Annotated in this window: 23 protein-coding genes; 14 read left to right on the top strand and 9 right to left on the bottom strand. The window is 60.2% G+C overall.

The window, feature by feature from the left end; translation table 11 throughout:
• The first annotated feature begins 149 nt into the window (after positions 1-149).
• On the top strand, positions 150-803 hold the full coding sequence (locus DU29_RS0122310) for a flavin reductase family protein (protein ID WP_028623698.1): 654 nt from the start codon (positions 150-152) through the stop codon (positions 801-803).
• Here the strand turns inward: DU29_RS0122310 and DU29_RS0122315 are convergent, their stop codons facing one another.
• Both DU29_RS0122315 and DU29_RS0122320 read right to left on the bottom strand, forming a co-directional pair.
• Positions 804-1,034, bottom strand: a complete 231-nt coding sequence (locus DU29_RS0122315) for a hypothetical protein (protein WP_028623699.1) — start codon at positions 1,032-1,034, stop codon at positions 804-806. It lies immediately after the preceding gene.
• Between the two features lie 38 nt (positions 1,035-1,072).
• Positions 1,073-1,426, bottom strand: coding sequence for a putative quinol monooxygenase (locus DU29_RS0122320; protein ID WP_028623700.1), 354 nt, complete (start codon positions 1,424-1,426; stop codon positions 1,073-1,075).
• 334 nt (positions 1,427-1,760) lie between these two features.
• Between DU29_RS0122320 and DU29_RS0122330 the strand changes: the two genes are divergently transcribed.
• Entirely contained in the window at positions 1,761-2,690 is a 930-nt protein-coding gene (locus tag DU29_RS0122330) for an AraC family transcriptional regulator (protein WP_028623701.1), read from the top strand.
• 45 nt (positions 2,691-2,735) lie between these two features.
• On the opposite strand, the gene DU29_RS0122335 is transcribed toward DU29_RS0122330, so the two are convergent.
• The gene (locus DU29_RS0122335; RefSeq protein WP_028623702.1) at positions 2,736-4,184 is read right to left on the bottom strand and encodes an aldehyde dehydrogenase family protein; all 1,449 of its coding nucleotides are present in this window, start codon (positions 4,182-4,184) and stop codon (positions 2,736-2,738) included.
• Positions 4,181-5,818: a 5-guanidino-2-oxopentanoate decarboxylase gene (locus DU29_RS0122340; RefSeq protein WP_028623703.1), complete on the bottom strand. Its 1,638-nt coding sequence runs from the start codon at positions 5,816-5,818 to the stop codon at positions 4,181-4,183. Before DU29_RS0122340 ends, DU29_RS0122335 begins: the two co-directional genes overlap by 4 nt.
• 159 nt (positions 5,819-5,977) lie before the next feature.
• Here DU29_RS0122340 and DU29_RS0122345 point away from each other — a divergent pair, with 159 nt between their 5' ends.
• Together DU29_RS0122345 and DU29_RS1000000133025 are read left to right on the top strand one after the other, a co-directional pair.
• Entirely contained in the window at positions 5,978-6,859 is an 882-nt protein-coding gene (locus DU29_RS0122345; RefSeq protein WP_028623704.1) for a LysR substrate-binding domain-containing protein, read from the top strand.
• Between the two features lie 518 nt (positions 6,860-7,377).
• Complete coding sequence (locus tag DU29_RS1000000133025; protein ID WP_177326977.1) at positions 7,378-7,554, top strand: hypothetical protein; 177 nt, start codon at positions 7,378-7,380, stop codon at positions 7,552-7,554.
• 9 nt (positions 7,555-7,563) lie between these two features.
• On the opposite strand, the gene DU29_RS0122350 is transcribed toward DU29_RS1000000133025, so the two are convergent.
• Positions 7,564-8,460 carry a helix-turn-helix domain-containing protein gene (locus DU29_RS0122350; protein ID WP_028623705.1) on the bottom strand — a complete coding sequence of 299 codons (897 nt, stop codon included), beginning with the start codon at positions 8,458-8,460 and terminating at the stop codon, positions 7,564-7,566.
• Positions 8,461-8,648: 188 nt separating this feature from the next.
• On the opposite strand from DU29_RS0122350, the gene pobA reads away from it, so the two are divergent.
• On the top strand, positions 8,649-9,833 hold the full coding sequence (gene pobA, locus DU29_RS0122355; RefSeq protein ID WP_177326978.1) for a 4-hydroxybenzoate 3-monooxygenase: 1,185 nt from the start codon (positions 8,649-8,651) through the stop codon (positions 9,831-9,833).
• A 76-nt stretch (positions 9,834-9,909) separates the two neighbouring features.
• Positions 9,910-11,427, top strand: coding sequence for an MDR family MFS transporter (locus tag DU29_RS0122360; RefSeq protein WP_028623707.1), 1,518 nt, complete (start codon positions 9,910-9,912; stop codon positions 11,425-11,427).
• Positions 11,428-11,489: 62 nt separating this feature from the next.
• On the opposite strand, the gene DU29_RS0122365 is transcribed toward DU29_RS0122360, so the two are convergent.
• The 4 genes from DU29_RS0122365 to DU29_RS0122380 all read right to left on the bottom strand — a co-directional run bounded on the left by DU29_RS0122365 (position 11,490) and on the right by DU29_RS0122380 (position 15,457).
• Positions 11,490-12,338 carry a cache domain-containing protein gene (locus DU29_RS0122365; RefSeq protein WP_028623708.1) on the bottom strand — a complete coding sequence of 283 codons (849 nt, stop codon included), beginning with the start codon at positions 12,336-12,338 and terminating at the stop codon, positions 11,490-11,492.
• A gap of 157 nt (positions 12,339-12,495) precedes the next feature.
• Positions 12,496-13,365, bottom strand: coding sequence for an ATPase (locus DU29_RS0122370; protein ID WP_028623709.1), 870 nt, complete (start codon positions 13,363-13,365; stop codon positions 12,496-12,498).
• Positions 13,366-13,471: 106 nt separating this feature from the next.
• Complete coding sequence (locus tag DU29_RS0122375; RefSeq protein ID WP_028623710.1) at positions 13,472-14,464, bottom strand: NAD-dependent epimerase/dehydratase family protein; 993 nt, start codon at positions 14,462-14,464, stop codon at positions 13,472-13,474.
• A 93-nt stretch (positions 14,465-14,557) separates the two neighbouring features.
• Complete coding sequence (locus DU29_RS0122380; protein WP_028623711.1) at positions 14,558-15,457, bottom strand: LysR family transcriptional regulator ArgP; 900 nt, start codon at positions 15,455-15,457, stop codon at positions 14,558-14,560.
• 95 nt (positions 15,458-15,552) lie between these two features.
• On the opposite strand from DU29_RS0122380, the gene DU29_RS0122385 reads away from it, so the two are divergent.
• The 8 genes from DU29_RS0122385 to DU29_RS0122420 all read left to right on the top strand — a co-directional run bounded on the left by DU29_RS0122385 (position 15,553) and on the right by DU29_RS0122420 (position 25,291).
• Positions 15,553-15,954, top strand: a complete 402-nt coding sequence (locus tag DU29_RS0122385) for an ACT domain-containing protein (protein ID WP_028623712.1) — start codon at positions 15,553-15,555, stop codon at positions 15,952-15,954.
• Between the two features lie 6 nt (positions 15,955-15,960).
• Entirely contained in the window at positions 15,961-16,563 is a 603-nt protein-coding gene (locus DU29_RS0122390; RefSeq protein ID WP_028623713.1) for a LysE/ArgO family amino acid transporter, read from the top strand.
• A 175-nt stretch (positions 16,564-16,738) separates the two neighbouring features.
• Complete coding sequence (locus DU29_RS0122395; RefSeq protein ID WP_028623714.1) at positions 16,739-17,335, top strand: superoxide dismutase; 597 nt, start codon at positions 16,739-16,741, stop codon at positions 17,333-17,335.
• A 403-nt stretch (positions 17,336-17,738) separates the two neighbouring features.
• A complete protein-coding gene (locus DU29_RS0122400; protein ID WP_442961324.1) occupies positions 17,739-19,820 on the top strand; it encodes a putative bifunctional diguanylate cyclase/phosphodiesterase in 2,082 nt (693 codons plus the stop codon).
• A gap of 218 nt (positions 19,821-20,038) precedes the next feature.
• Positions 20,039-21,388, top strand: a complete 1,350-nt coding sequence (locus tag DU29_RS0122405) for an imelysin family protein (RefSeq protein WP_028623716.1) — start codon at positions 20,039-20,041, stop codon at positions 21,386-21,388.
• Positions 21,389-21,659: 271 nt separating this feature from the next.
• A complete protein-coding gene (locus DU29_RS0122410; RefSeq protein ID WP_028623717.1) occupies positions 21,660-23,087 on the top strand; it encodes a di-heme oxidoreductase family protein in 1,428 nt (475 codons plus the stop codon).
• Positions 23,088-23,114: 27 nt separating this feature from the next.
• The gene (locus DU29_RS0122415) at positions 23,115-24,179 is read left to right on the top strand and encodes an imelysin family protein (protein WP_028623718.1); all 1,065 of its coding nucleotides are present in this window, start codon (positions 23,115-23,117) and stop codon (positions 24,177-24,179) included.
• Positions 24,180-24,193: 14 nt separating this feature from the next.
• Entirely contained in the window at positions 24,194-25,291 is a 1,098-nt protein-coding gene (locus tag DU29_RS0122420; RefSeq protein WP_028623719.1) for a DUF1513 domain-containing protein, read from the top strand.
• The last annotated feature ends 107 nt before the right edge of the window (positions 25,292-25,398 follow it).

A 25,398-nucleotide genomic window follows, 5' to 3' on the forward strand; every position in this document is an offset into this window, starting at 1 on the left:
GGCTTGCTGGCGATGGTGTGTCAGCGACGATGGTGTTAGCTGACACACCATCGCCAGCAAGCCGGCTCCTACAGGGATAGCGTCGACTGGAAATAAAGTGATCGTCCTTGCACTATTGGCGCATACAGAATACAGCTCAGGAATTGCTCATGCCCGACGACATCCACTTCTACGAACCCGCCAACGGCCACGGCCTGCCGCACGACCCGTTCAATGCGATTGTCGGCCCGCGTCCCATCGGTTGGATTTCATCCCAGGATGCCGAGGGTCGCCTGAACCTCGCGCCCTACAGCTTCTTCAACGCCTTCAACTACATTCCGCCGATCATCGGCTTCTCCAGCGTCGGGCGCAAAGACAGCCTGAACAACATCGAGCAGACCGGCGAATTCGCCTGGAACCTGGCGACCCGGCCGTTGGCCGAGCAGATGAACCAGAGCTGCGCCATGGTCGAGCCGCAGGTCAACGAATTCGAGTTGTCCGGGTTGACGCCCGTCGCTTCGAAAATCATTCAGGTGCCACGGGTCGCCGAAAGTCCGGTGTCGTTCGAATGCAAGGTCACGCAGATCATTCAGCTGCAACGTGCCGATGGCAACGTGGTGCCGAGCTGGTTGATTCTCGGTGAAGTGGTCGCCGTGCACATCGCCAAATGGTTGCTCAAGGATGGCGTCTACGACACCGCCGCAGCAGAACCGATTTTGCGCGGCGGCGGCCCGGCGGATTATTTCCAGCTGGGGCCTGAGGCATTGTTCAAGATGTTTCGTCCGGGCGCCGTTCCGGGAGCCGTTCCGGGCGCAGCCAAGTAATTACCAGATCAGCTCGCCGTCTTCGCTGACACCTTTCAGATGGGTCAGTTGTATGGCGGCTGCATCATCCGCTGCGGTGGCGGTGGTAAAGATTTGGTCCTCCAGCAGTTTGTTGAAGCGAGGCGTACCTGTACCACCGATGGCTTTGGTAGCAATCGCTGCGTAGTAACCACCCTCGCGGGGCACTACGGCGGAGACGGCTTCGAAGGTTTCAAAGGCTTTGCGTGCCATGTCGGATCCTGGTTGGTGAGAATGCAGCCATTAAACCCTCAACCCGCCATTTTGTGTACCCACGACCGGGTCTGGCCTCGGGCCTGTTCTGCGGACACGTCCTTGAAGGTATGAAAATCCAGGCTATTGACCACCAGACCCTGCACCAGCTCGGCGAAAATCTGCATGGCAGGCGTACTAAAATAAGCCGTCATCGCCTGTTGATTGACCCAGAAACCGGAAACCAGCCACAACTCCGGATCGCATTGCGAATGTTGCAGGGAAAAGCTCAGGCAACCCGGCGCATTGCGCGACGGCTCGATCAAGGCGCTGAGCCGCGCACCGAGTTCCACCGAGCGTCCGGCGCGGGCGCGGACGAAGGCCATGTGACTGACGGGGATCTGCGTAGACATGTTCAACCCTCCCAGGTAATCGACCGCAACCAGGGGACGGGCTGCGACAGGATCCAAGGTTAAGCGCGACCCGGCTGGCGCGGTTAGTCGATTCCTGCCAGCTTGTTGCACAATCCTGCGCGGTTGCACCGCAGCACACGTAACAACATGTAACCCAAGCCGTCGCTATGAAACATTCGTTTCAAGCAAGTATTTCGGCCGATGGGCTGCTTTGGTCGGTCCATTGATCAGCGCCATGCAGAATCAGGCAAGCTTCTCGCAGAATGTGTCTACCGTTGCGCCTTGCACAAACTTAAGCTCAGCCCATTCCATTGATACGCCGAGGATGCCCCGCATGTCGCTGCTCGATCAGGTTCAAGCTCCGCTGGACACCGACATGGAGAAGCAGCGCGCGGAGCTGGCCGCCATCATCCGCCGCAACACTCAGGACGATGGCACCTATGCCACAGGCGTCAGCTCGCTGTTCATGTCGCGGCACAGCAAATCCCACGACTTCGCTTCGGTGCTGGCGCAACCGGCACTGTGCATCATGGCCCAGGGCCGTAAAGAGGTTCGCCTGGCCGACGAGTTCTTTAACTACGACCCGTTGCATTACCTGGTGGTGTCGGTCTCGATGCCGTTGAGCGGGCGTGTGGTGAATGTCACTTCTGAAGAGCCGATCCTGGCGGTACGGCTGGACATCGACGCGGCAGAAATCACCGCGTTGATTGCCGACGCCGGGCCGCTTGGCGTACCGACTCGCCCCACCGGCCGTGGCTTGTATGTCGAGCGAATCGACACTGCGATGCTCGACGCAGTGCTGCGTCTGGCGCGGTTGCTCGATGCGCCGAAAGACATCGCCATGCTCGCGCCGCTGATTCGCCGGGAGATTCTTTACCGGTTGCTGCGCAGTCCGCAGGGCCACCGGTTGTATGAAATCGCTATCGCCAACAGCCAGAGCCATCGCATCAGCCAGGCGATCAAATGGCTCAACGGCCATTTTGAGCAACCGTTGCGTATTGATGATCTGGCCAGGGAAGTGAACCTGAGCGTGTCGACGTTGCATCATCGATTCAAGGCGATGACGGCGATGAGCCCGTTGCAATATCAAAAGCAACTGCGCCTGCAGGAAGCGCGGCGCCTGATGCTGGCTGAAGGTCTGGAAGCCGCGGCGGCCGGGTATCGGGTGGGGTATGAAAGCCCGTCGCAGTTCAGTCGCGAGTACAGCCGTCTGTTTGGCGCGCCACCGTTGCGGGATCTGGCGCGGTTGCGGTTAACGGTTTGAGGGCTGGAGTTATTTTTCACGCCAACCCTCCGGACCGTTAAAAAATTACACCGCCCTGATCACGTGTTTGATTTCCTGAAACGCCTGCAAGCCCCACGGCCCCAACTCGCGACCGATGCTGCTCTGTTTGTAACCACCCCACGCTGTCTGCGGGAAGATCACTTGCGGCGCGTTGATCCACACCAGCCCCGCCTGTAACGCGTTAGCGACCCGGTCTGCAACTTCAGCGTCGCGAGTGACCACGCTGGCCACCAGGCCAAACTGGCTGTCGTTGGCCAGGGCAATCGCCTCGGCTTCAGATGCAAAACTGCGCACGCAAATCACCGGGCCAAAGATCTCTTCGCACCACAACGCACTGTCCAGGGGCACGTCGGTGAAAACCGTTGGCTGCAGAAAATAGCCGCGTGAAAGATCGGCCGGACGATTGCCGCCGCAGAGCAGCCTGGCGCCAGCACTCAGCCCACGATCAATGTGGCCAAGCACTCGCTGGTATTGCGCCTGATTGACCAGCGCGCCCATTTCCACGTTCGGGTCGAATGGGTCGGCGACGCGAATGGCTTCGGCGCGCGCTTGCAGCCTGGTCAGAAACTCGTCGGCCAATTCTTCCGCGACCAGCACCCGGCTGGTGGCCGAACACATCTGCCCGGCGTTGAAATAACCACCGCCGCAAGCAACCTCTACCGCCAGTTCGATGTCGGCGTCCTTGAGCACCAGCAGCGAGGATTTACCGCCCAGCTCCAGGCTCACACCTTTCACACTTTCGGCGGCTCGCTGCATCACCTGCACGCCGACCGCGTTGCTGCCGGTGAAGGATATTTTGGCAATGCGCGGGTCAACCGACAGCGGCGCGCCGACGGCCAGGCCGGTGCCGCAGACCAGATTGAACACGCCGTTGGGCAAACCGGCCCCGTCGATGATTCTGGCCAGTTGCAACTCCGCCAGCGGTGTCACTTCGGAAGGCTTGAGCACCACGCAGCAACCGGCCGCCAGCGCCGGGGCGAGTTTCCACGCGGTGGTCACCATGGGGAAATTCCACGGCACGATCAGCCCGACCACACCGCACGGTTCGCGACGCAGACGCGCAGTGAAATCCTCGCTCGGCAGTTGCACCGCCGTGTCCTGCTGTGCGTCGAGGGCCTCGGCCAGCCCGGCGTAATATTCGAAGGTAGCGATCACGTCGTCAACGTCAATGGCCGCTTCGAACAAGGGTTTGCCGTTGTTGCTCGATTGCAGATTCATCAGTTGTTCGCGAGCGGCCTGCACGCCCGCCGCGATATTGCGCAGGACCGCGCCACGCTCGGCGCCGGTGGTTTTCGACCATTCGCCGAACGCGGCAGTCGCGGCGTGTACGGCTTGATCGACAGCGCGGGCATCGCCGCCATTCACAGTCGTCAGCAGCGCCTCGGTGGCCGGGTTGATCACGCGCAGATGCTCGCTGCCGGCCGCCCATTGGCCATCGATGAACAGCCCTTGCAGATTCGTCGGGAAACTCATTTCGCTACCGCCTTCATCCATTGCGCCTGATCGATTTCAATCAGCGTCGGCCCCTGGCGATCGGCCGCGCTACGCAGGGCATGGCGCAATTGCTCGACACCGTCGACCGCTTCAGCCGCGCAGCCGAGCGCTTTGGCGACACCGATGAAGTCCGGGGTGTAGATGTCCACGCCAACTGGCTCGATGGCGCGGTTGACCATGTACTTTTTGATTTCTTCGTAACCCTGGTTATTCCACAGCAGGACGATGACCGGGGTGCACGCTTCGACAGCGCTGGCCAGTTCCGGCAAGGTAAATTGCAGGCCGCCATCACCGATCAGGCACACCACTGGAGGACGCACACCGTTGTCGCTGCTGCCGCCGAGCCAGGCGCCGATTGCCGCCGGCAACGCGTAACCCAGGGTGCCGTAACCGGTGGACGAGTTGAACCAACGACGCGGACGTTGCGGGTTGAACGTCAGGTTGCCGGTGTACACCGGTTGCGTCGAATCGCCGACGAAAACTGCGTTCGGCAGCTCTTGCAGAACAGTCTTGAGGAATCGGGTTTGGGCCAGCGTCGGAGCATCCCAGGCAGCGGCCAGTTCTTCGCGCAAGCGTGCGGCCCGGACCTGGCCCCAATCATTACCACGCTCAGCCAGCGACTTGTGCGACAGCGCACTCAGCAAGGCTTGGGCGGCGTGGCGCGAGTCGGCCACCAGCGCCACTTGCGGCGGGTAGTTGCGCACGGTCTGGTCCGGGTCGATGTCCACGCGCAGCAGTGCGCCTGGAATCTCGAAACCGCCCGCGAAAGTGACGTCGTAATCGGTCTCGGCCAGCTCGGTGCCGATCGCCAATACCACGTCAGCCTCGGCCACCAGCGCGCGCGTGGCGACCAGGCTCTGGGTCGAGCCGATCAGCAACGGATGGCTGGATTCGAGCATGCCTTTGGCATTGATGGTCAGGGCCACCGGGGCGTCCAGCAGTTCGGCCAGCTCAGTCAGCTCGGCAGCCGCATCGATGGCACCGCCCCCAGCGAGAATCAGCGGGCGTTTGGCCTTGGCGAGCAGTTCGCTCATGCGCCCGATCGCGGTGGGCGAAGCACCGGCGCGGTCAATGTTGACCGGGCGACTGGCGAGCAAGTCATCGGCGTCTTCAACCAGCACGTCCAGCGGAATTTCGATGTGCACCGGACGCGGACGACCGGCCTGGAACAAGGCGAAAGCACGCGCCAGCACCCCCGGCAATTCCGCTGCCGACATCAAGGTGTGGGAAAACGCCGACACGCCAGCGACCAGCGCACTCTGGTTCGGCAGCTCATGCAGCTTGCCCCGGCCGCCGCCCAACTGACTGCGCGATTGCACACTGGAGATCACCAGCATCGGGATCGAGTCGGCGTAGGCCTGGCCCATGGCCGTGGTGATGTTAGTCATGCCCGGCCCGGTGATGATGAAACATACACCCGGCTTGCCACTGGTGCGCGCGTAGCCATCGGCCATGAAGCCGGCGCCCTGCTCATGACGCGGCGTGACGTGGTTGATGCTCGAACCGGCGAGCCCGCGATACAGCTCCACGGTATGCACACCAGGAATGCCGAACACCTGCTCGACTCCGTAATCTTCGAGTAACTTGACCAACACTTCGCCGCACGTCGCCATGTCTTTGCCCTTCTTGTTCGTTTGAGACGCCGGGCCTGCGCAGTGTTTATGATGATTCGGCAGGTCCGGGAATGGCCTCATTGGAACGGGCGACACGTAGCCGTAACAATGGATAAAAAGTCATACTAGCCATGTCGTCACGTCATACCTCGGATCCTCATGAAACGATTGCCCCCGCTGTCAGCGCTGCACACTTTTTTGATCACGGCGCAGTGCTGCAACTTCACTCGCGCGGCAGAGCAACTGCACATCACCCAAGGTGCAGTGAGCCGACAGATCGCCGGCCTGGAGGATCATCTGGGTTACGCGCTGTTCATTCGCCAGGCGCGCGGCCTGCAACTGACGGCCGAAGGACGTGAATGGCTGCCGCAGGTGCAGCAGGTCTTCGGTCTGATCGACGAGGCGGTGCAGCAGATCGGCGAAAAACGCCAAATCCTGCGCCTGAAAGCGCCTACCTGTGTGATGCGCTGGTTGCTGCCGCGGCTGATGCAATGGCAAAAAGAGCGTCCCGATGCGCCGGTGCAACTGACCAACACCATCAGTCACGGGGTGGATTTTCATCGTGAGCAGTTCGACGCGGCGGTCGTGTACGGTCCACCGCCGGATACCGCGCTGGCCGCTTTTCATTTGTTCGATGAGCAACTGACGCCCGTGTGTTCGCAGCCACTGCTGCAAGGCGCGGTGGCGCTGCACACACCCGAGGATTTGCAGCGGCATCTGTTATTGCATCCGACACGGGACGAGCGCGACTGGAATGCATGGCTGAAAATGGCGAATGTGCAGTTGAGCAATGTCAGCCGGGGCCAGCATTTCGAAACGCTGGACCTGGCCATGTCGATGGCCTCGCAAGGTACCGGTGTGGCGATCGGCGATTGGTCGTTGATCGGCGATGACCTGAGCGCCGGACGGCTGGTGATGCCGTTTGATTTGAAGGTCAGGACGGGTTTGGCGTACTACCTGGTGTTTCCGCAGAGGCCTGAGCCTACAGGGAAGTTGCGCGAATTGATGGGGTGGCTGGTGGAGCAGGCGCAATCGCGGTGAGGGTTGAATCGCCGTGGGCGGGCAGGCTTGCCTCACACTGACCAAACCATTTCACAGGGCGTACATATCCGTTTCTTCGGTGAGGGCATAAATTGGTTTCGCTTTTACAGCGAGTTACTTGGAGAAGCACCAAGTAACCAAGTGCTCTTGCCCCTGACGTCCGGTGGCTCGCTAATGCTCGCCATGCCCTCGCTCCGGTCCTGCTCCGTGGGCCCGCTGCCATCGGCCATCCATGGCCGGCGGCAGCTAACCCGGCATCCATGCCGGGTTGCCCACTGCGCAGAACCTGCGCTCGGCCTCCCGAGGTGGCGCTCAAATCAAAAGCTGGCGAGGCGAGCTAACGCTCGGCCTTGCTGATATCGACTATCAGGCCGTCTTCGCGAGCCAGCCTGCTCCCACAGGGGCTCATCAGCGTTCTGAATGACCGCATAGAAGCAACCCCTCTTCCACTGGCAACTCCCATACGCTGACCTAAACTGAAAGCAGTACCCACGGGTATTCGTTCAGAGGTCTACGCCATGAACATCAAAACAAGAAGGTATCTCACGATCTTCATCACCTGCGCGGCCACGCTGGCGCTGTACGGCACCGCAGCCTGGCGGGTGGAACAGTTGCGACAACTGCCCCGTGAATACGCAAGCTGTAACGTCGAACGCTGCATTCCCCACAACGCAACGCTCAACGCCCTTCGCTAGCGAAAGGCGTCAGATGTCGTTCTCTTGATCGGCCTTCAAGCGGTCACGGAAGGCCTTGGGCGAAATCCCCACCCGGCGTCGGAACAGGCGCGTGAAGTTGGTCGGATCAGAAAACCCCAATACGTCGGACATTTCGTAAATGGTCATGCTGGTGTAGGTCAGCAGGCGCTTGGCTTCGAGCAATTGGCGCTCGTGCATGATCTGCAGCGCCGGCTGACCGGCCAGCTCGCGGCACGTGCCGTTGAGGTGTGAAACGGAAATCCCCAAGCGGTGCGCGAGGTCTTCGACCTTGACGTGCTGGCGATAGGTTTCTTCCACCAGTTGAATGAAGCCATTGAGGTATTCCCTCGCCCGTTGCGGCCTTTGACTGGCCTTGTGACGTTGAATCACCTGCCGACTGACCCAGACCATAACCACACTGACCAGCGCATGCATCAGCATCTCGCGTGCCGGCTGATGACCGGTGTATTCAGTCTGCAGGGCGCCAAACTGGCTGTTCAGATAGTCACTGTCCACACCTGCCGGATAGCTTTGCGCGTGAGCCAGTGCATTCACCGAGTTGCCCAGTTGCGCCTGAAGATGGGCCACCAACGGCGCCGCCAGGGTCACCACATACCCTTCCACATCCTCGGAAAATCGATAGCCATGCACCGACAACGGCGGCAGCACCAACACCGTCGGCTCGCTCAGTTGCGTACGTTTGCCTTCGATTTCAAGCTCTGCCTGACCTTTGAACACGAAAAGCAACTGGCATAAATCGGCGTGGCGGTGGGGTTTGATTTCCCATTGGTGTTCGCGGCTACGCGCGGAAATGGTTTCACAGTGCAACAAGTCCGGGGTCGGCCAGTCCAGGCTTTCGCCGTAGAGCTTGAATACCGGGAAGGAAGGCAGGTCAGGCTTGTTCATAACGTCAATCCAGGCCTCTGGGAGGTGATGGGCGATAATCGCACCGATTGGCAGAATGTACAGCTATCGGCTCAGTTTTCACCTTCAATTGACAGACTCGCAAGGGAAAAATGCAAGCACTCGACCCCTAACAATTATCCATCGACCTAAGCGCGTGGACCTTGCGAGTCATAAAAACAATGAAAACGCTGAAAACTCAAATCGCCATTATCGGTGCCGGTCCAGCTGGCCTGCTACTGGGTCAATTACTGCATAACGCTGGAATTGACACCCTCATCCTTGAGCGCCAGACCCCGGATTATGTGCTCGGACGAATTCGCGCCGGGGTGCTGGAACAAGGCATGACCGAGCTGTTGCGGCAGGCCGGTGTGGGCCGGCGCATGGATGCCGAAGGTTTGCTGCACAACGGCTTCGAACTGGCGCTCGGCGGACGGCGCGTGCACATCGATCTGCACGGCTTGACCGGTGGCAAACACGTCATGATCTACGGCCAGACCGAGGTCACCCGCGACCTGATGGCCGCCCGTCGGGACACCGGTGCGCGGACGATTTACCAGGCCAGCAACGTCGAGCCCCACGGCATGAAAACCGCTGAGCCCTACGTCACATTCGAGCAGGATGGTGAAACCTGGCGGCTCGATTGCGATTACATAGCCGGCTGCGACGGCTTCCACGGCGTGGCGCGGCAGTCGATTCCGAGCGAATGCCTCAAGGTGTTTGAAAGGGTCTATCCGTTCGGCTGGCTGGGTATTCTGGCCGACACGCCACCGGTCAACGAAGAACTGGTCTACGCCCGTCACGAACGCGGCTTTGCCCTGTGCAGCATGCGTTCGCCAAGCCGCACCCGGTACTACCTGCAAGTGCCGAGCGGAGAAAAAGTCGAGGACTGGTCGGATCAGCGTTTTTGGGATGAGCTCAAAATGCGTCTGCCCCTTGAACTGGCGGCGGCGCTGGTGACAGGTCCTTCGATCGAAAAAAGCATCGCGCCGCTGCGCAGTTTCGTCGTCGAGCCGATGCAGTACGGGCGGATGTTTCTGGTTGGCGACGCCGCACACATTGTCCCGCCGACAGGCGCCAAGGGGCTGAATCTGGCCGCCAGCGATGTCAGTACGCTGTTCAACATTCTGCTAAAGGTTTACCGCGAAGGCCGCGTCGATCTGCTCGATAAATACTCCGAAGTCTGCCTGCGCCGGATCTGGAAAGCCGAGCGGTTTTCCTGGTGGATGACTTCTATGCTGCACCGTTTTGACGACAATGATGCGTTCAGCCAACGCATCGCCGAGTCAGAATTGGATTACTTCGTCGACTCCGAAGCGGGTCGAAAAACCATCGCGGAAAATTACGTCGGACTCCCATACGAGGCTATCGAATAGCCTGCTACCGACTTACACTGGCGGGCACTTGCCCGCTCGCCTCGCCTTGCGGAAATCACTGCCCGCAGGTTTTATCGTGACCACTCTCAATCAGCCCGACACGCCAAAACCGGCCATTCGCAGCGTACTGATCGCCCTGATGCTGGCGATTTTTCTGGGTGCGCTGGATCAAACCATTGTCGCGGTTTCAATGCCGGCTATTTCCGCGCAATTCAAGGACGTCAGCCTGCTGGCCTGGGTGATTTCCGGTTACATGGTGGCGATGACCGTGGCCGTGCCGATCTACGGCAAACTCGGCGATTTGTACGGCCGCCGCAAGTTGATGCTGTTTGGCATGGCGGTGTTCACGGTCTCCTCCCTGTTTTGCGGCATGGCCCAGAGCATGGAGCAACTGGTCCTGGCGCGAATCCTTCAAGGCATCGGCGCGGGCGGGATGATTTCGGTCAGCCAGGCGATCATCGGCGACATCGTGCCGCCTCGCGAGCGCGGGCGTTATCAGGGCTATTTCAGTAGTATGTACGCGGTGGCCAGCGTCGCAGGGCCGGTGCTCGGCGGGTACATGACCGAGTATCTGTCGTGGCGCTGGGTGTTCCTGATCAATTTGCCGTTAGGCCTTGGCGCCCTGCTGGTCGCTCATCGCACGCTGGTCGGATTGCCAGTGCCGCAGCGCAAACCGGTGATTGACTACCTGGGCACGCTGCTGATGATCATCGGATTGACTGCCTTGTTGCTGGGTATTACCGAAGTCGGTCAGGGCCATGCCTGGCGCAGCGCCGAAGTGCTGGGCCTGCTGGTTTGCGCGGTGATCGTGCTGGCGCTGTTCGTGTGGCATGAGCGTCGCACCCACGAACCGCTGCTGCCCATGCATCTGTTTGCCAATCGCAGCGCGGTGCTGTGCTGGTGCACGATCTTTTTCACCAGTTTCCAGGCGATCTCGCTGATCGTGCTCATGCCGTTGCGCTTTCAGAGTGTTACCGGCGACGGCGCCGACAGCGCAGCGCTGCACCTGCTGCCACTGGCGATGGGATTGCCGATCGGCGCGTATTTCGCCGGACGCCGGACATCGGTAACTGGTCGCTACAAACCCATGATTCTCTGCGGCGCCCTGCTGATGCCGATCGCCATCGTCGGCATGGCATACAGTCCGCCTCAGGCGTTGGTGCTCAGCAGCCTGTTCATGTTGCTCAGTGGCATCGCCGGTGGCATGCAATTCCCGACCTCTCTGGTCGGCACGCAGAATTCGGTCGAGCAACGGGACATCGGCGTGGCCACCAGCACCACCAACCTGTTCCGCTCGCTCGGTGGCGCGGTGGGCGTGGCGTTGATGTCGGCACTGTTGCTGGCGTTGTTGCAGGATTCCAGTGTCGCCCAACTGGCCGGGTCTGCATTGATGGCTGAGGGCAGTTCGGGGAATGTCCTGCTCGACGGTTTGAACGCGGCGCCGGGGGATGCGCAAAATGCCTTGCGTGCGGAGCTATTGCTGACTTTCCGCCACCTGCTGATGGTCAGTGCTGCGGTGTCCTTGCTGGGCCTGGCGGCAGCGATTGCGATGCCGAACAATGTGCTGCGAGGGCGTGAGGACAAGGTTCGGTAGATCGGCCGGGTTGCCCGCTGTCACGAGCATGCTCGCCACAGCGGTACTTCAGACAGTAAAAATCACGGGCTGTAATAACCCACCGCCACCAGGAAATGCCCGACCTTTTTCAGGTATGCGTGCTTGTCCTCGACTTTGCCGGTCACCGGGTTCTTCCAGCGATATTCGTATTCGCCGTAATCCTGCCTGGCGATCAACGCCAGAATCGGCTCGCCCACCGGTTTGCCCTCCGGGTCCTTGATCTTGCCGAAATCGGTGTTGATCAATCGCAGGTTGGTGCCATGCGCGACATAGCGCTGAGTGTCCAGATCGACGACGAACACATACAGGTCATCCTGCAAGTACCCGCCCTTGAGCGAGTTGATTGCCGTCAACGTGCCCTTCTCGTCCTTGGTCAGATCCATCGCCGCCTTGTTCAGCAAGGCCATGGCCTGCTCCGCAGAGGCTCGCGGCAAGTAATAACCGACCGCCAGAATGCGTTCGCCGATGCGTTGGTAGAACACGCGCTTGCGCTCGACCTTGCCATCCGACCAATTCTGCCAGCGGTATTCAGCCTGCTGGATGCCATTGGCTTGCGGCACTTTCAAAGCGTCCTTGAACGCCTTCTGCACATCCGGCCCGAGGACGTCCGAGACATCACGCCCAATCAATGCCGAAGACGGCCCCCCGCTGGCGAGCATCACGCCTTTGGTGTCGACAACAAACACGTAACGGTCCTTGTCGACGAATTCGCCCTGACGACTGAACGCCGCGAACGCCTTGTCGCCGTTCTCGTGATAATAGGCCAAGGCCTTTTCCAGCAAAGCCCGCGCGGCCTGACTGTCCTCCTGCTCAGTCCCGGCCGCCTGAGCCTGCCCCAGGCACAGCAACAGCATCCCGCCCAACAGGGCCAACTTGTGCAAAACCGCCATTGCGCATTCCTCGTTCTTATCGGTGTCTGGAGAGCGTAGACGGGTTGGCGGCATGTATGGATGTTGAGCAACATTCGGAATGGATAAAACGGACGCAGCCTCGCAGGCTCGACAGCCGCTACGTACGGCGCAGCTGTGGCGCGTTGCGTGGGTCGGACTAAGGCTTCGCCCGCAACTGCTGCTGCAAATTCTGAATCTGCGCTTGCAGCGTGTTGATGCTTCGGGTGACCTGCCCGCGGAATGCATCGAACTCGGCCGTGCTGGCCGCGCCTTGAGCCGGGCGATTGTCCTGCTGGCTTTTCAACACGATGATGTCTTGTTCGAGCCGCTCGATGGCCGCGCTCGGATTGCCCTGTTTTTTCAGGGCGACAATGTCGGCACCGATGCTTTTCAGCTGGGAATCGTATTGTCCACCGTCAGCGGTGGCTGTTTTTAAGGCGCTCAGCTCGCCGGTCAGGGTTTTCACCTGCGTTTGCAACTGGGTATTGGCGGTCTGCTGCTCGGTGTTCTGCGCCGTCAGCTGCGCGAGGCGCTTATCCAGATCGGTGGTTTGCGCGGTCATCTGGGCCAGCCGTTTATCCAGTTCCGAAGCCTGACCCGCCACGCCCTGTTGCTGCTGGCTCTGGTCCTGCAGTCGGCTTTCCAGCTGTTTGATCTGCAGCTTCAATGCTTCGCTGTCGCTGCTGACATTGGTCTGACTGGCGACGACCCTGCCGGAAATGTCCTGCAAGCGCCCCGCCGCTTCCTCACTGATTCGCGCGAAACTTTCCTGCGTGGCGACCAATTGCTGCTCCATCAGCGAAATCTGCTGGAAGCTCCACCAGGCGAGGCCGGCGAACGCGAAGAACAAAGCGCCGACCAGAGCCCACAGTGGGCCGGTGCTGGCAGCCTTGACCTTGACCACCGGCGCGGTACGCGAATGCACGCTGTTGCGCGCAGTGGTCGGGAAATCATCGTCATCGAGGATGTCGGCACGCAGGCTCGGCACATTGTCGAAATCGTCGTTGGCATCGTTACGCATGGGCATTCAATCAACCTTTGTGAAACATGGTGATGGCTTGATGCGGCGAGTATAACCCCCACGGCCGCAGGGATTGACCCTGAACCTGAAGCTCGGTTCAGTGAGCCGGCTTTCAGCGAACGTCCTGAGCTTTCCACCAGCCGCAGAATTCATCGAGGGCCGTCCACAGACTGACCTTGGGATCGTAATCCAGATAATGCCGGGCGCGGCTGATGTCCAGCGTGAAGTTCCTGTTCATGACCTGCATGCCCAGGCGCGACAGTGTCGGTTCCGGACGGCCCGGCCAGAGCATGCACGCACCTTCGTTGAGCGCGGCCACGGAGTAGGCCAAACCGTAGGAACGGTAACGAGTGACTTGTGGGACTTCCATCTGACGCATGACGTAATTGACCACGTCCCACAACGGAATCGGCGTGCCGTTGCTGATGTTGTACGCCTTACCCAATGCTGATCCGCTGGCCAGCAGACTGCTGAGCAACGCTTCATTGAGATTTTGCACGCTGGTGAAATCGACCTTGTTCAAACCGTTACCGACGATTGCCAGCCGTCCCTTGCGCTGCATGTTCAGCAAACGCGGAAAGATGCTCATATCACCGGCCCCGGTGACGAAACGCGGGCGCAGCGCTACCGTTTCGAGGCCGAACTCCTGGGCGCCGAAGACTTTTTGCTCGGCCAGGTATTTGGTCGCGGCGTAGGGATGATTGAAGCGCTTGGGCACTTGCTCTTCGGTCAGGCCAAGATGATCGCGGCCGTCGAAGTAGATCGACGGTGAGGACAAATGCACCAGGCGTCGAACCCGTTGTTTCAGGCACGCTTCGACGATGTTTTCGGTGACCTGGACATTGCCCTGATGGAAATCCTGATAACGCCCCCACACACCGACTGCCCCGGCGCAATGCACCACCGCGTCTACGTCGGAGCAAAGCGCCCGCGCCAGGTCCGCATCGCTCAAATCGCCCGGAATGAACTCGGCGCCGCGGCGTACCAGGTGCTCGACGCTTTCGGCCCGGCGACCGTTGACCCGTACGTCCAGGCCCTGTTCCAGAGCGAAACGCGCGAAGCGTCCGCCAATGAAACCACTCGCGCCGGTAACCAGAATCTTCATGAATTGCTCCAACGAGTACAGTTGCAAACTTCAAATTTCAAACAGAGAAAAAACCGTCCGCAAGCGCATTACTTGCGGCTTGCAGCTTGACGCTTACCGCTGCTCCCAAGGCACCAACCAATGCGCCGACGAACGCACCAACTGATCGGTGAGCAGGCTCAGCAACTGCCCGCCATTGCGCCAATGATGCCAGTACAGCGGCACATCGATCGGCTTATCTGCCAGCAACTCGATCAGTTGGCCACTTTTCAGCTGCTCGCGCACCTGCAATTCCGGCACCAATCCCCAGCCCAGTCCAGCCTCAGTCAGGCGAATGAAACCTTCGGACGATGGGCACAGGTGGTGTTCGAAACCGCCGTCTACGCCGAGGGACGCGAGGTAGCGATGCTGTAGGAAGTCGTCCGGCCCGAAGACCAACGCCGGCGTTTTCGACAACAGCTCGGCGCGCACGCCGTCGGGAAAATGCCTGGCGATGAAGGCCGGGCTGGCTAACGCCCGATAGCGCATCGCCCCCAGCAGCACGCTACGCGCACCCGCTACCGGGCGCTCATTGGCGCACAGACAGGCCGCCACTTCACCTGCGCGCATTCGTTTGAGGCCGACTGTCTGGTCTTCGACGATCAGGTCGAGCAACAGATGGTGCTCTGCGCAAAAGTCGCCGATGGCCGGAGCCCACCAGGTGGCGAGGCTGTCGGCATTGAGGGCGATGCGCAGACGTTCCGGCAGGCCTTCGTCATCCAGTGCCGGCACCAGGGTTTGCAGATCGCGCTCAAGCAAACGCACCTGTTGCACGTGGTTGAGTAGCCGTCGACCGATCTCGGTCGGGGCCGGGGGCGTCACGCGCACCAGCACCGGTTGGCCCACTCGAGCCTCAAGCAATTTGATCCGCTGCGAGATGGCCGATTGCGACACATTGAGCACTTGCGCGGCGCGTTCGAACCCGGCCTGTTCGATGACCGCCGCCAACGCAGAGAGTAGTTTGTAGTCGAACATCAGTTTTCCTAATGAGCGATCAGGATGATTGATTTTCCTTATACAGCCCAAGACCAGAGAATGGCCAGCAAGAACTCATGAAACAGGACATCGACATGACCGGCGAAACTTCACTGGTGACGCTCATTCGCAGCATGAGCCCGCAGTTGAATGCGGGCGAATACGTTTTTTGCACCCTCAGCGACGGGAAAATGCCGACAGACGTAGAGATCGTCGGCAGCTTTCGCGAGCAGGAAGGTCTGACCGTCATTCTGGAACGCTCCGACGCCGAGCGAGCCGGTTTCCATTTCGACTACATCGCAGCATGGCTCACGCTGAATGTGCACTCGTCTCTCGAAGCCGTGGGGTTAACGGCCGCGTTCGCCGGCGCTTTGGGCCAAGCGGGAATCAGTTGCAATGTGGTGGCAGGCTATTTCCACGACCATTTATTCGTCGGCCAGGCCGATGCCGAACGCGCCTTGCATGTGCTGCGCGATCTCGCAGCGAACGCGGAGTAAAGCTTTATGTGGCAGAGCTATGTAAACGGCCTGTTGGTCGCTGCCGGGCTGATCATGGCGATCGGCACACAAAATGCGTTTGTGCTGGCCCAGAGCCTGCGGCGCGAACATCACCTGCCGGTGGCGGCCCTCTGTGTGACGTGCGACGCGTTGCTGGTCGCTGCGGGCGTTTTCGGCCTGGCCACGGTGCTGGCGCAAAACCCGACGTTGCTGGCCATCGCGCGCTGGGGCGGTGCGGCGTTTTTGCTGTGGTACGGCAGCCTCGCGCTGCGCCGCGCCTTCACGAAGCAGAGCCTGCAGCAAGGGGAAAACCAGACGGTCCGGTCGTTGCGTGCGGTAATGCTCAGCGCGCTGGCCGTCACGTTGCTCAACCCGCACGTGTATCTGGACACCGTGTTGCTCATCGGTTCACTCGGCGCCCAGCAGACCGACCCCAGCGCTTACGTCGTGGGCGCGGCGACTGCGTCGCTATTGTGGTTTTTCACCCTGGCACTGGGCGCGGCGTGGCTGGCCCCGTGGCTGGCACGGCCAGGCACCTGGCGAATCCTCGACCTGTTGGTGGCGGTGATGATGTTCGCCGTGGCTCTGCAACTGATCGTCACCGGCTGATTATTCCAAAAGGCTCTGGAACCTCTATTCCACACAGTTGTTGCGTGGTTATGCCGCACCCCCGGTGCTATGATCCGAACCCTGCGCCGCAAAGAGTACAAACTCCCCGGCGCTTGTTTGGCCGCCCGTGATCGGCCTTGCGCTCACCGCAACTGACCTGATTAGGAGAATCATCATGGCTTTCGAATTGCCGCCGCTGCCTTATCCACACGATGCCCTGCAGCCGCACATTTCCAAGGAAACGCTGGAATACCACCACGACAAGCACCACAACACCTATGTCGTGAACCTGAACAACCTGGTGCCAGGCACCGAGTTCGAAGGCAAGACTCTGGAAGAAATCGTCAAGACTTCCTCGGGCGGTATCTTCAACAACGCCGCTCAGGTCTGGAACCACACTTTCTACTGGAACTGCCTGGCGCCAAACGCCGGCGGTCAACCGAGCGGCGCACTGGCCGAGGCGATCAATGCCTCCTTCGGTTCGTTCGACAAGTTCAAAGAAGAGTTCAGCAAAACCTCCATCGGCACCTTCGGTTCCGGCTGGGGCTGGCTGGTGAAAAAGGCTGACGGTTCCCTGGCCCTGGCCAGCACCATCGGCGCCGGCAACCCGCTGACCAGCGGCGACACCCCGCTGCTGACCTGCGACGTCTGGGAACACGCTTACTACATCGACTACCGCAACGTTCGTCCAAAGTATGTCGAAGCGTTCTGGAACCTGGTCAACTGGAAATTCGTGGCTGAGCAGTTCGAAGGCAAAACCTTCACCGCTTGAGTACACGCCAGTCAGAAAAACCCGGCTTTTTAGCCGGGTTTTTTTTGGTGCGGTGGAAAGTGTAGGGGCTTCATTCGATGAGAAAAGGGTTGGCTGGCAGGGCGCCTTTGCGAGCAAGCTTCGACCGCATCGAAACCAGGCATCACCAGAACCCACGCCCCCACAAAAACAAGGCCAATTTCTCACAATGAAACCAGCCCCCAACCCCTTGCCCCAACGCCACACCCGTCTAACATCAACCCAACGGAAAATTAGTCCGGATTCCCCCTAAAGTTGAAGGACCCAACAACCGACACAGTACTAATCCAGACGCCAGCACCAGGGCCAACCATAGGCAAATTCCCCTGTGTTTGATTGTCCCTTTGACTGCCATGGCCGGATTGCCAATACTCATGGCAACTTGATGCTACCGCACGGAACAAGGAATGACTCTTTGAAGCTGGAACTCAAGAACAGCTTGTCGGTGAAGTTGCTCCGGGTCGTGCTGTTGTCGGCATTGATCGTCGGCGTGGTATTGAGCTGCGCGCAGATTGTTTTCGATGCCTATAAGACACGCCAGGCTGTGGCCAACGATGCCGAACGCATTCTCGACATGTTTCGCGACCCCTCGACACAGGCGGTCTACAGCCTTGACAGGGAAATGGGCATGCAGGTCATTGAAGGCCTGTTTCAGGACGCCGCTGTGCGCCAGGCCTCCATTGGCCACCCAAACGAAGCCATGCTCGCGCAAAAGTCCCGCGAGCTGCAGAAATCCAACAGCCGCTGGCTGACCGACCTGATCCTCGGCAAGGAAAGCACCTTCACCACCCAACTGGTGGGACGCGGCCCCTACAGCGAGTATTACGGTGACCTGAGCATCACGCTCGACACAGCCACGTACGGCCAGGGCTTCATCGTCAACTCGGTGATCATCTTCATTTCAGGGGTGCTGCGCGCTCTGGCCTTGGGCCTGGTGCTGTATCTGGTCTATCACTGGCTGCTGACCAAGCCATTGTCACGGATCATCGAGCACCTGACGGAAATCAACCCCGATCGCCCCAGCGAACACAAGATCCCGCAACTTAAGGGTCACGAAAAAAACGAACTGGGGATCTGGATCAACACTGCTAATCAGTTGCTTGAATCCATCGAGCGTAACACTCACCTGCGCCACGAAGCGGAAAACAGCCTGCTGCGCATGGCTCAGTACGATTTTCTGACAGGCCTGCCCAACCGCCAGCAATTGCAGCAGCAGCTGGACAAGATCCTCGTCGACGCCGGCAAACTGCAACGCCGGGTGGCGGTATTGTGCGTGGGTCTCGATGACTTCAAAGGCATCAACGAACAGTTCAGCTATCAGACGGGCGACCAATTACTGCTCGCTCTGGCTGATCGCCTGCGCGCCCACAGCGGTCGGCTGGGCGCGCTGGCGAGGCTTGGCGGTGATCAGTTCGCGCTGGTGCAGGCAGATATCGAACAACCCTATGAAGCGGCTGAACTGGCGCAAAGCATTCTCGATGACCTGGAAGCGGCATTTGCCCTCGATCATCAAGAGATTCGCCTGCGCGCAACCATCGGCATTACCTTGTTCCCGGAGGACGGCGACAGCACCGAGAAGTTGCTGCAGAAAGCCGAGCAGACCATGACCCTGGCCAAGACGCGCTCGCGCAACCGCTATCAGTTCTATATCGCCAGTGTCGATACCGAGATGCGCCGCCGACGCGAACTGGAAAAAGATCTGCGCGACGCCCTTATCCGCGACCAGTTCTACCTCGTTTATCAACCCCAGATCAGCTATCGCGATCATCGAGTGGTGGGTGTCGAGGCCTTGATTCGCTGGCAGCATCCCGAGCACGGGCTAGTTCCGCCGGACCTGTTTATCCCATTGGCGGAGCAGAACGGCACCATTATTGCCATCGGCGAATGGGTACTGGATCAGTCGTGCAAACAATTGCGCGATTGGCATGACCAGGGTTTCACTGACCTGCGCATGGCCGTCAACCTGTCCACCGTTCAGTTGCACCACGCCGAGTTGCCGCGCGTGGTCAACAATCTGCTGCAAATGTATCGCCTGCCACCGCGCAGCCTGGAACTGGAAGTGACCGAAACCGGCCTGATGGAAGACATCAGCACCGCCGCTCAGCACTTGCTGAGTTTGCGTCGTTCCGGCGCATTGATCGCGATTGACGACTTCGGCACCGGTTACTCATCGCTGAGTTATCTGAAAAGCCTGCCGCTGGACAAGATCAAGATCGACAAGAGCTTCGTTCAGGACCTGCTCGATGACGACGACGATGCGACCATCGTCCGGGCCATCATCCAGTTGGGAAAGAGCCTGGGCATGCAGGTAATTGCCGAGGGTGTGGAGACCGCCGAACAGGAGGCCTACATCATTTCCGAGGGCTGCCACGAAGGTCAGGGCTACTTCTACAGCAAGCCCCTGCCGGCACGGGAACTGGGCGCGTACCTGAAACAGGCGCAGCGCAGCAATGCGGTGATCTTGTGAAGGCCCAAAGATCGCAGCCTCGTTTTACTCGACAGCTCCTACGGTAGAGCCAGCACTTGCGTAGGCGCTGTCGAGAAAAACGAGGCTGCGATCTTTTCTCTGAATAAGAAATATTTACAACCACGACCCTTTACACATAATGCGAAAGATTTGCATTATGTCGCAGCTTTGCGCGCTAGCCGCGCCATTCCACCCCCTCTCGAAGCAGGATGTTCGCCATGATTCGTATGCCTCTGGCTACCGCCAGTCTGTTGGCCATCGCTATTTCCCTCGCCGGTTGTGGCGAAGGCAAAGACAAAGCTGCCGCGCCAGCGCCGACTCCAGCTGCCACGACGACGGCTCCAGCCCCGGCCACTGCACCAGCGGCTGCCGGCAAAGTCGATGAGGCCGCCGCCAAAGCCGTTGTCGCGCATTACGCCGACATCGTCTTCGCCGTTTACAGCGACGCCGAATCGACCGCGAAAACCCTGCAAACTGCCGTTGACGCGTTCCTCGCCAAGCCGAATGCCGAGACCCTGAACGCCGCCAAGGCTGCCTGGGTCGCTGCTCGTGTACCTTACCTGCAGAGCGAAGTGTTCCGCTTCGGCAACACCATCATTGACGATTGGGAAGGTCAGGTGAACGCCTGGCCACTGGACGAAGGCCTGATCGACTACACGGACAAATCCTACGAACACGCACTGGGTAACCCGGGCGCTACCGCCAACATCATCGCCAACAGCGAAGTTCAGGTCGGCGAAGACAAGGTCGATGTCAAAGACATTACCCCGGAAAAACTCGCCAGCCTGAATGAGCTGGGCGGTGCCGAGGCCAACGTTGCCACCGGTTATCACGCGATTGAATTTCTGCTGTGGGGCCAGGACCTGAACGGTACCGGCCCGGGCGCTGGCAACCGTCCGGCCTCCGACTACCTGGAAGGCGCCGGTGCCACTGGCGGCCACAACGAGCGTCGTCGTGCTTATTTGAAGGCTGTGACTCAACTGCTGGTCAGCGATCTGGAAGAAATGGTCGGCAACTGGAAGCCGAACGTAGCTGACAACTATCGCGCGACGCTGGAAGCCGAACCGGGCGAAACCGGCCTGCGCAAAATGCTCTTCGGCATGGGCAGCCTGTCCCTGGGCGAACTGGCGGGAGAGCGCATGAAGGTTTCCCTGGAAGCCAACTCCCCGGAAGACGAACACGACTGCTTCAGCGACAACACTCACTACTCGCAGTTTTACGATGCCAAAGGCATTCGCAACGTCTACCTGGGCGAATACACTCGCGTTGACGGCACCAAGATGACCGGCGCAAGCCTGTCCTCGCTGGTGGCGAAGGCTGATCCGGCTGCCGATACCGCGCTGAAAGCCGACCTGGCTGCGACCGAAGCGAAGATGCAGGTCATCGTCGATCACGCCAACAAGGGTGAGCATTACGACCAGCTGATCGCTGCCGGCAACACCGCTGGCAACCAGGTCGTTCGCGACGCCATCGCCTCGCTGGTCAAGCAGACCGGTTCGATCGAAGCGGCTGCGGGTAAACTGGGTATCACCGACCTGAACCCGGACAACGCTGATCACGAATTCTGATCAACGCTGGCTGCATAAAAAGGCGACCTCCGGGTCGCCTTTTTCATGCCGGCCAAACACCGCCTCCCTGTGGGAGCGAGCCTGCTCGCGATGGTGTATCAGTTACACAAGTGTCGCCTGACACACCATCGCGAGCAGGCTCGCTTCCACAGGAATCGCGACCTTCAGTAAAATGTGTTCCACATTAACCAAACGATAATTCCTCTTATTCAATCCCCCCTGCCCTGTTAGACTTTGCGCCTTTGTTTTGCACGTCTCGCAGGATGTCTTGATGCCCTCGCTGCCTCTTCGCTTGTTCGCACTGTTTCTGGCCCTGGGCCTGAGTGCCTGCGATGACGCCCCGCGTTTTACCGAAGCCGAACCCGGTGAAGCCCGCTCAGGAGGCGACGCGACGGTGCGCAAGACTGATCAGAACTCGTTCTCCCTGCCCTCCGCCAACCTCCCGCCATCGCGGCGTGTGGATTTCAGCGTCGGCAACAGTTTCTTTCGCAACCCCTGGGTGATCGCTCCGGCGACCACTACGGCGCGTGACGGTCTAGGCCCGTTGTTCAACACCAACGCCTGCCAGAACTGCCACATCAAGGACGGCCGCGGTCATCCGCCGGCGCCTGGCGCACTAAATGCAGTATCGATGCTGGTACGTCTGTCTATTCCTGATTCGCCGGCCTACGCCAAGGTCATCGAGCAGTTAGGCGTCGTCCCCGAGCCGGTTTACGGCGGGCAATTTCAGGACATGTCAGTGCCCGGCGTCATCCCTGAGGGCAAGGTCCGCGTCGATTACACGCCGGTGCCGGTCCGCTTCCAGGACGGCAGTGAAGTGGAGCTACAAAAACCAACCCTGCAGATCACCCAGCTCGGCTACGGCCCGATGCATCCCGACACACGTTTCTCGGCCCGGGTTGCGCCGCCGATGATCGGCCTCGGTTTGCTCGAAGCCATCCCCGACGAGGCGATTCTAGCCAACGCCGAGGCTCAGGCCAAAGACAACAAAGGCATTGCCGGTCGCCCGAATCGGGTCTGGGATGACGTACAACAGAAAACCGTCCTCGGCCGATTCGGCTGGAAAGCCGGGCAACCGAACCTCAATCAGCAGAATGTCCACGCGTTTTCCGGCGACATGGGCCTGACCACCAGCCTGCGCACCTTTGATGACTGCACTAACGCACAGGTCGCTTGCAAGCAGGCGCCGAACGGAAAGGGGCCGGATGGCGAACCGGAAGTCAGCGACAACATCCTGCGTCTGGTCCTGTTCTACAGCCGCAACCTCGCCGTACCGGCCCGCCGCGATGTCAGCTCCCCCGAGGTGCTGGCGGGCAAAACCCTGTTTTTCCAGGCCGGTTGCCAGTCGTGCCACACACCGAAATACACCACCGCCGCCAACGCCAGTGAACCTGAATTGGCCAATCAGGTGATTCGTCCCTATAGCGATCTTCTGCTGCATGACATGGGCGATGGCCTGGCCGACAACCGTACTGAATTCAAGGCCGGTGGACGCGACTGGCGCACCCCACCGCTGTGGGGTATCGGCCTCACGCAAGCGGTCAGCGGCCACACCCGGTTCCTGCACGACGGCCGTGCCCGCAACCTGCTCGAAGCCGTGCTCTGGCATGGCGGCGAAGCCACCGCGGCGCAGCAAAAAGTTTTGTCTTTCGATGCCGGACAGCGCGCTGCGCTGCTGGCGTTTTTGAATTCCCTTTGATACCCACTCCATAAGCGGGAGCCCGACATGTTCCGTCCCAAATTGTTGTTCACCAGCCTTGCTGCACTTGCGCTCGGAGCCTGTTCTCCGCAGGACCCGCAGGCGGTCACTTCGGCAGCCATCGCCAAGTCGGTGATCCTGCCGACTTACACGCGCTGGGTTGAGGCCGACCGCCAGCTCGCGGTCAGTGCCCTGGCCTACTGCGAGGGTAAATCGGACCTGGAGACCGCTCGCGCTGATTTCCTTCATGCGCAGAAAGCCTGGGCCGAGCTGCAACCGCTGCTGATCGGGCCACTGGCCGAAGGCAATCGCGCCTGGTCGGTGCAGTTCTGGCCGGACAAGAAAAACCTCGTGGGCCGTCAGGTCGAGCAACTGGTGACCGCGCAGCCGCAGATCGACGCGGCCGCACTGGCCAAATCCAGCGTCGTGGTGCAGGGCCTGTCCGCCTACGAGTACATCCTGTTCGACAGCAAGCCCGACGTCGCCAACGATGCGCAGAAGAGCAAATACTGCCCACTGTTGATCGCGATTGGCGAACACCAGAAACAGCTGGCCGAGGAGATCCTCAAGGGCTGGAACAACACCGACGGTATGCTCGCGCAGATGAGCAAGTTCCCGAACCAGCGCTACGCCGATTCCCACGAAGCGATTGCCGACCTGCTGCGCGTTCAGGTCACCGCGCTCGACAGCCTGAAAAAGAAACTCGGCACGCCGATGGGTCGCCAGAGCAAAGGCGTACCCCAGCCATTCCAGGCCGATGCATGGCGCAGCCATTCGTCACTCAGCGGACTGGAAACCAGTCTCGCCGCTGCCAAAACGGTCTGGGAAGGCGTCGACAATAAAGGCTTGCGCGGCCTGTTGCCAAGCGAGCAGAAACCGCTCGCCGACAAGATCGACGCCGCTTACGCTGCGTCCCTGACACTGTTCGCCAGCAACCAGCGCTCGCTGGCCGAGATGCTCAGCGACGATGCCGGTCGCCAGCAACTCAACGACATCTATGACAGCCTCAACGTCGTCCATCGCCTGCACGAAGGCGAACTGGCCAAGGCGCTGGGCATCCAACTGGGCTTCAATGCCAACGACGGTGACTGATGAGGACAAGTGCCATGCTGCGACGTCAGGCTCTGACTTTAGGTAGTTTGCTGCTGGGAGCAGTGACACTGGGCGGCTGGACGCTGTTCAAGCAAAAGGACAAAAGCCCTCTGCTGCTGTCAGCGCGGGACGACGGCGACGGCAAGCATTACGCCGTCGGTTATCGGCTGGACGGCACACGGGCGTTCGCCACCGAAGTCGGCCAGCGTTGCCACGACATCATCAACCACCCGACGCTGCCGATTGCGCTGTTCGTCGCCCGCAGGCCGGGCACCGAGAGCTACCTGATCGACCTGCGCGCCGGCACACTGCTGCAGACCGTGACGTCGCTGCCGAACCGGCATTTTTACGGTCACGCCGTGATCCACAAGAGCGGCGACTGGTTGTATGCGACCGAGAACGACACTTCCGATCCGGGTCGCGGCCTGCTCGGCGTGTACAGGTTTGAAGGTGAGCGACTGGTGCACAGCGGCGAGATTTCCACTCATGGCATCGGCCCGCATCAGGTTTCGTGGATGCCGGATGGCGAAACCCTGGTCGTGGCCAACGGCGGGATTCGCACCGAGGCGGAAAGCCGGGTCGAGATGAACCTCAATGCGATGGAGCCTAGCCTGGTGCTGATGCAGCGCGACGGCACGCTGCTGAGCAAGGAAACCCTCGCGCAGCAGATGAACAGCGTGCGTCACCTTGGCATCGCAGACGACGGCACCATCGTCGCCGGGCAGCAATTCATGGGCCCGTCTCATGAATCGTCGGAGTTGTTGGCGATCAAGCGGCCGGGCCAATCGTTCATGCCCTTCCCAGTGGCGGAACATCAATTGCAAGCCATGGGGCACTACACCGCCAGCGTCGCGGTGCACAGCGATTTGCGTCTGGTGGCGTTAACGGCGCCGCGGGGCAACCGCTTTTTCATCTGGGACCTGGACAGCGGCGAAGTGCGCCTGGATGCGCCGCTTGCCGATTGCGCTGGCGTCGGTGCGGTGGCGGATGGCTTCGTCGTAACCTCCGGTCAGGGACGCTGCCGGTACTACGATTGCCGTCAGAAAGATCTCGTTGCAAAACCGCTGGATCTGCCTGCAGGGCTCTGGGACAACCATCTTCATCTGATATGACTTGCCGGGTTATTTTTGTGGCGAGGGAGCTTGCTCCCGCTTGGGGTGCGCAGCAGCCCTGAAAACCGTGGCCCGCTATGCAGCCCAGCGGGAGCAAGCTCCCTCGC

It is taken from the genome of Pseudomonas sp. Ant30-3 (assembly GCF_000690905.1).
Classification (GTDB): domain Bacteria; phylum Pseudomonadota; class Gammaproteobacteria; order Pseudomonadales; family Pseudomonadaceae; genus Aquipseudomonas.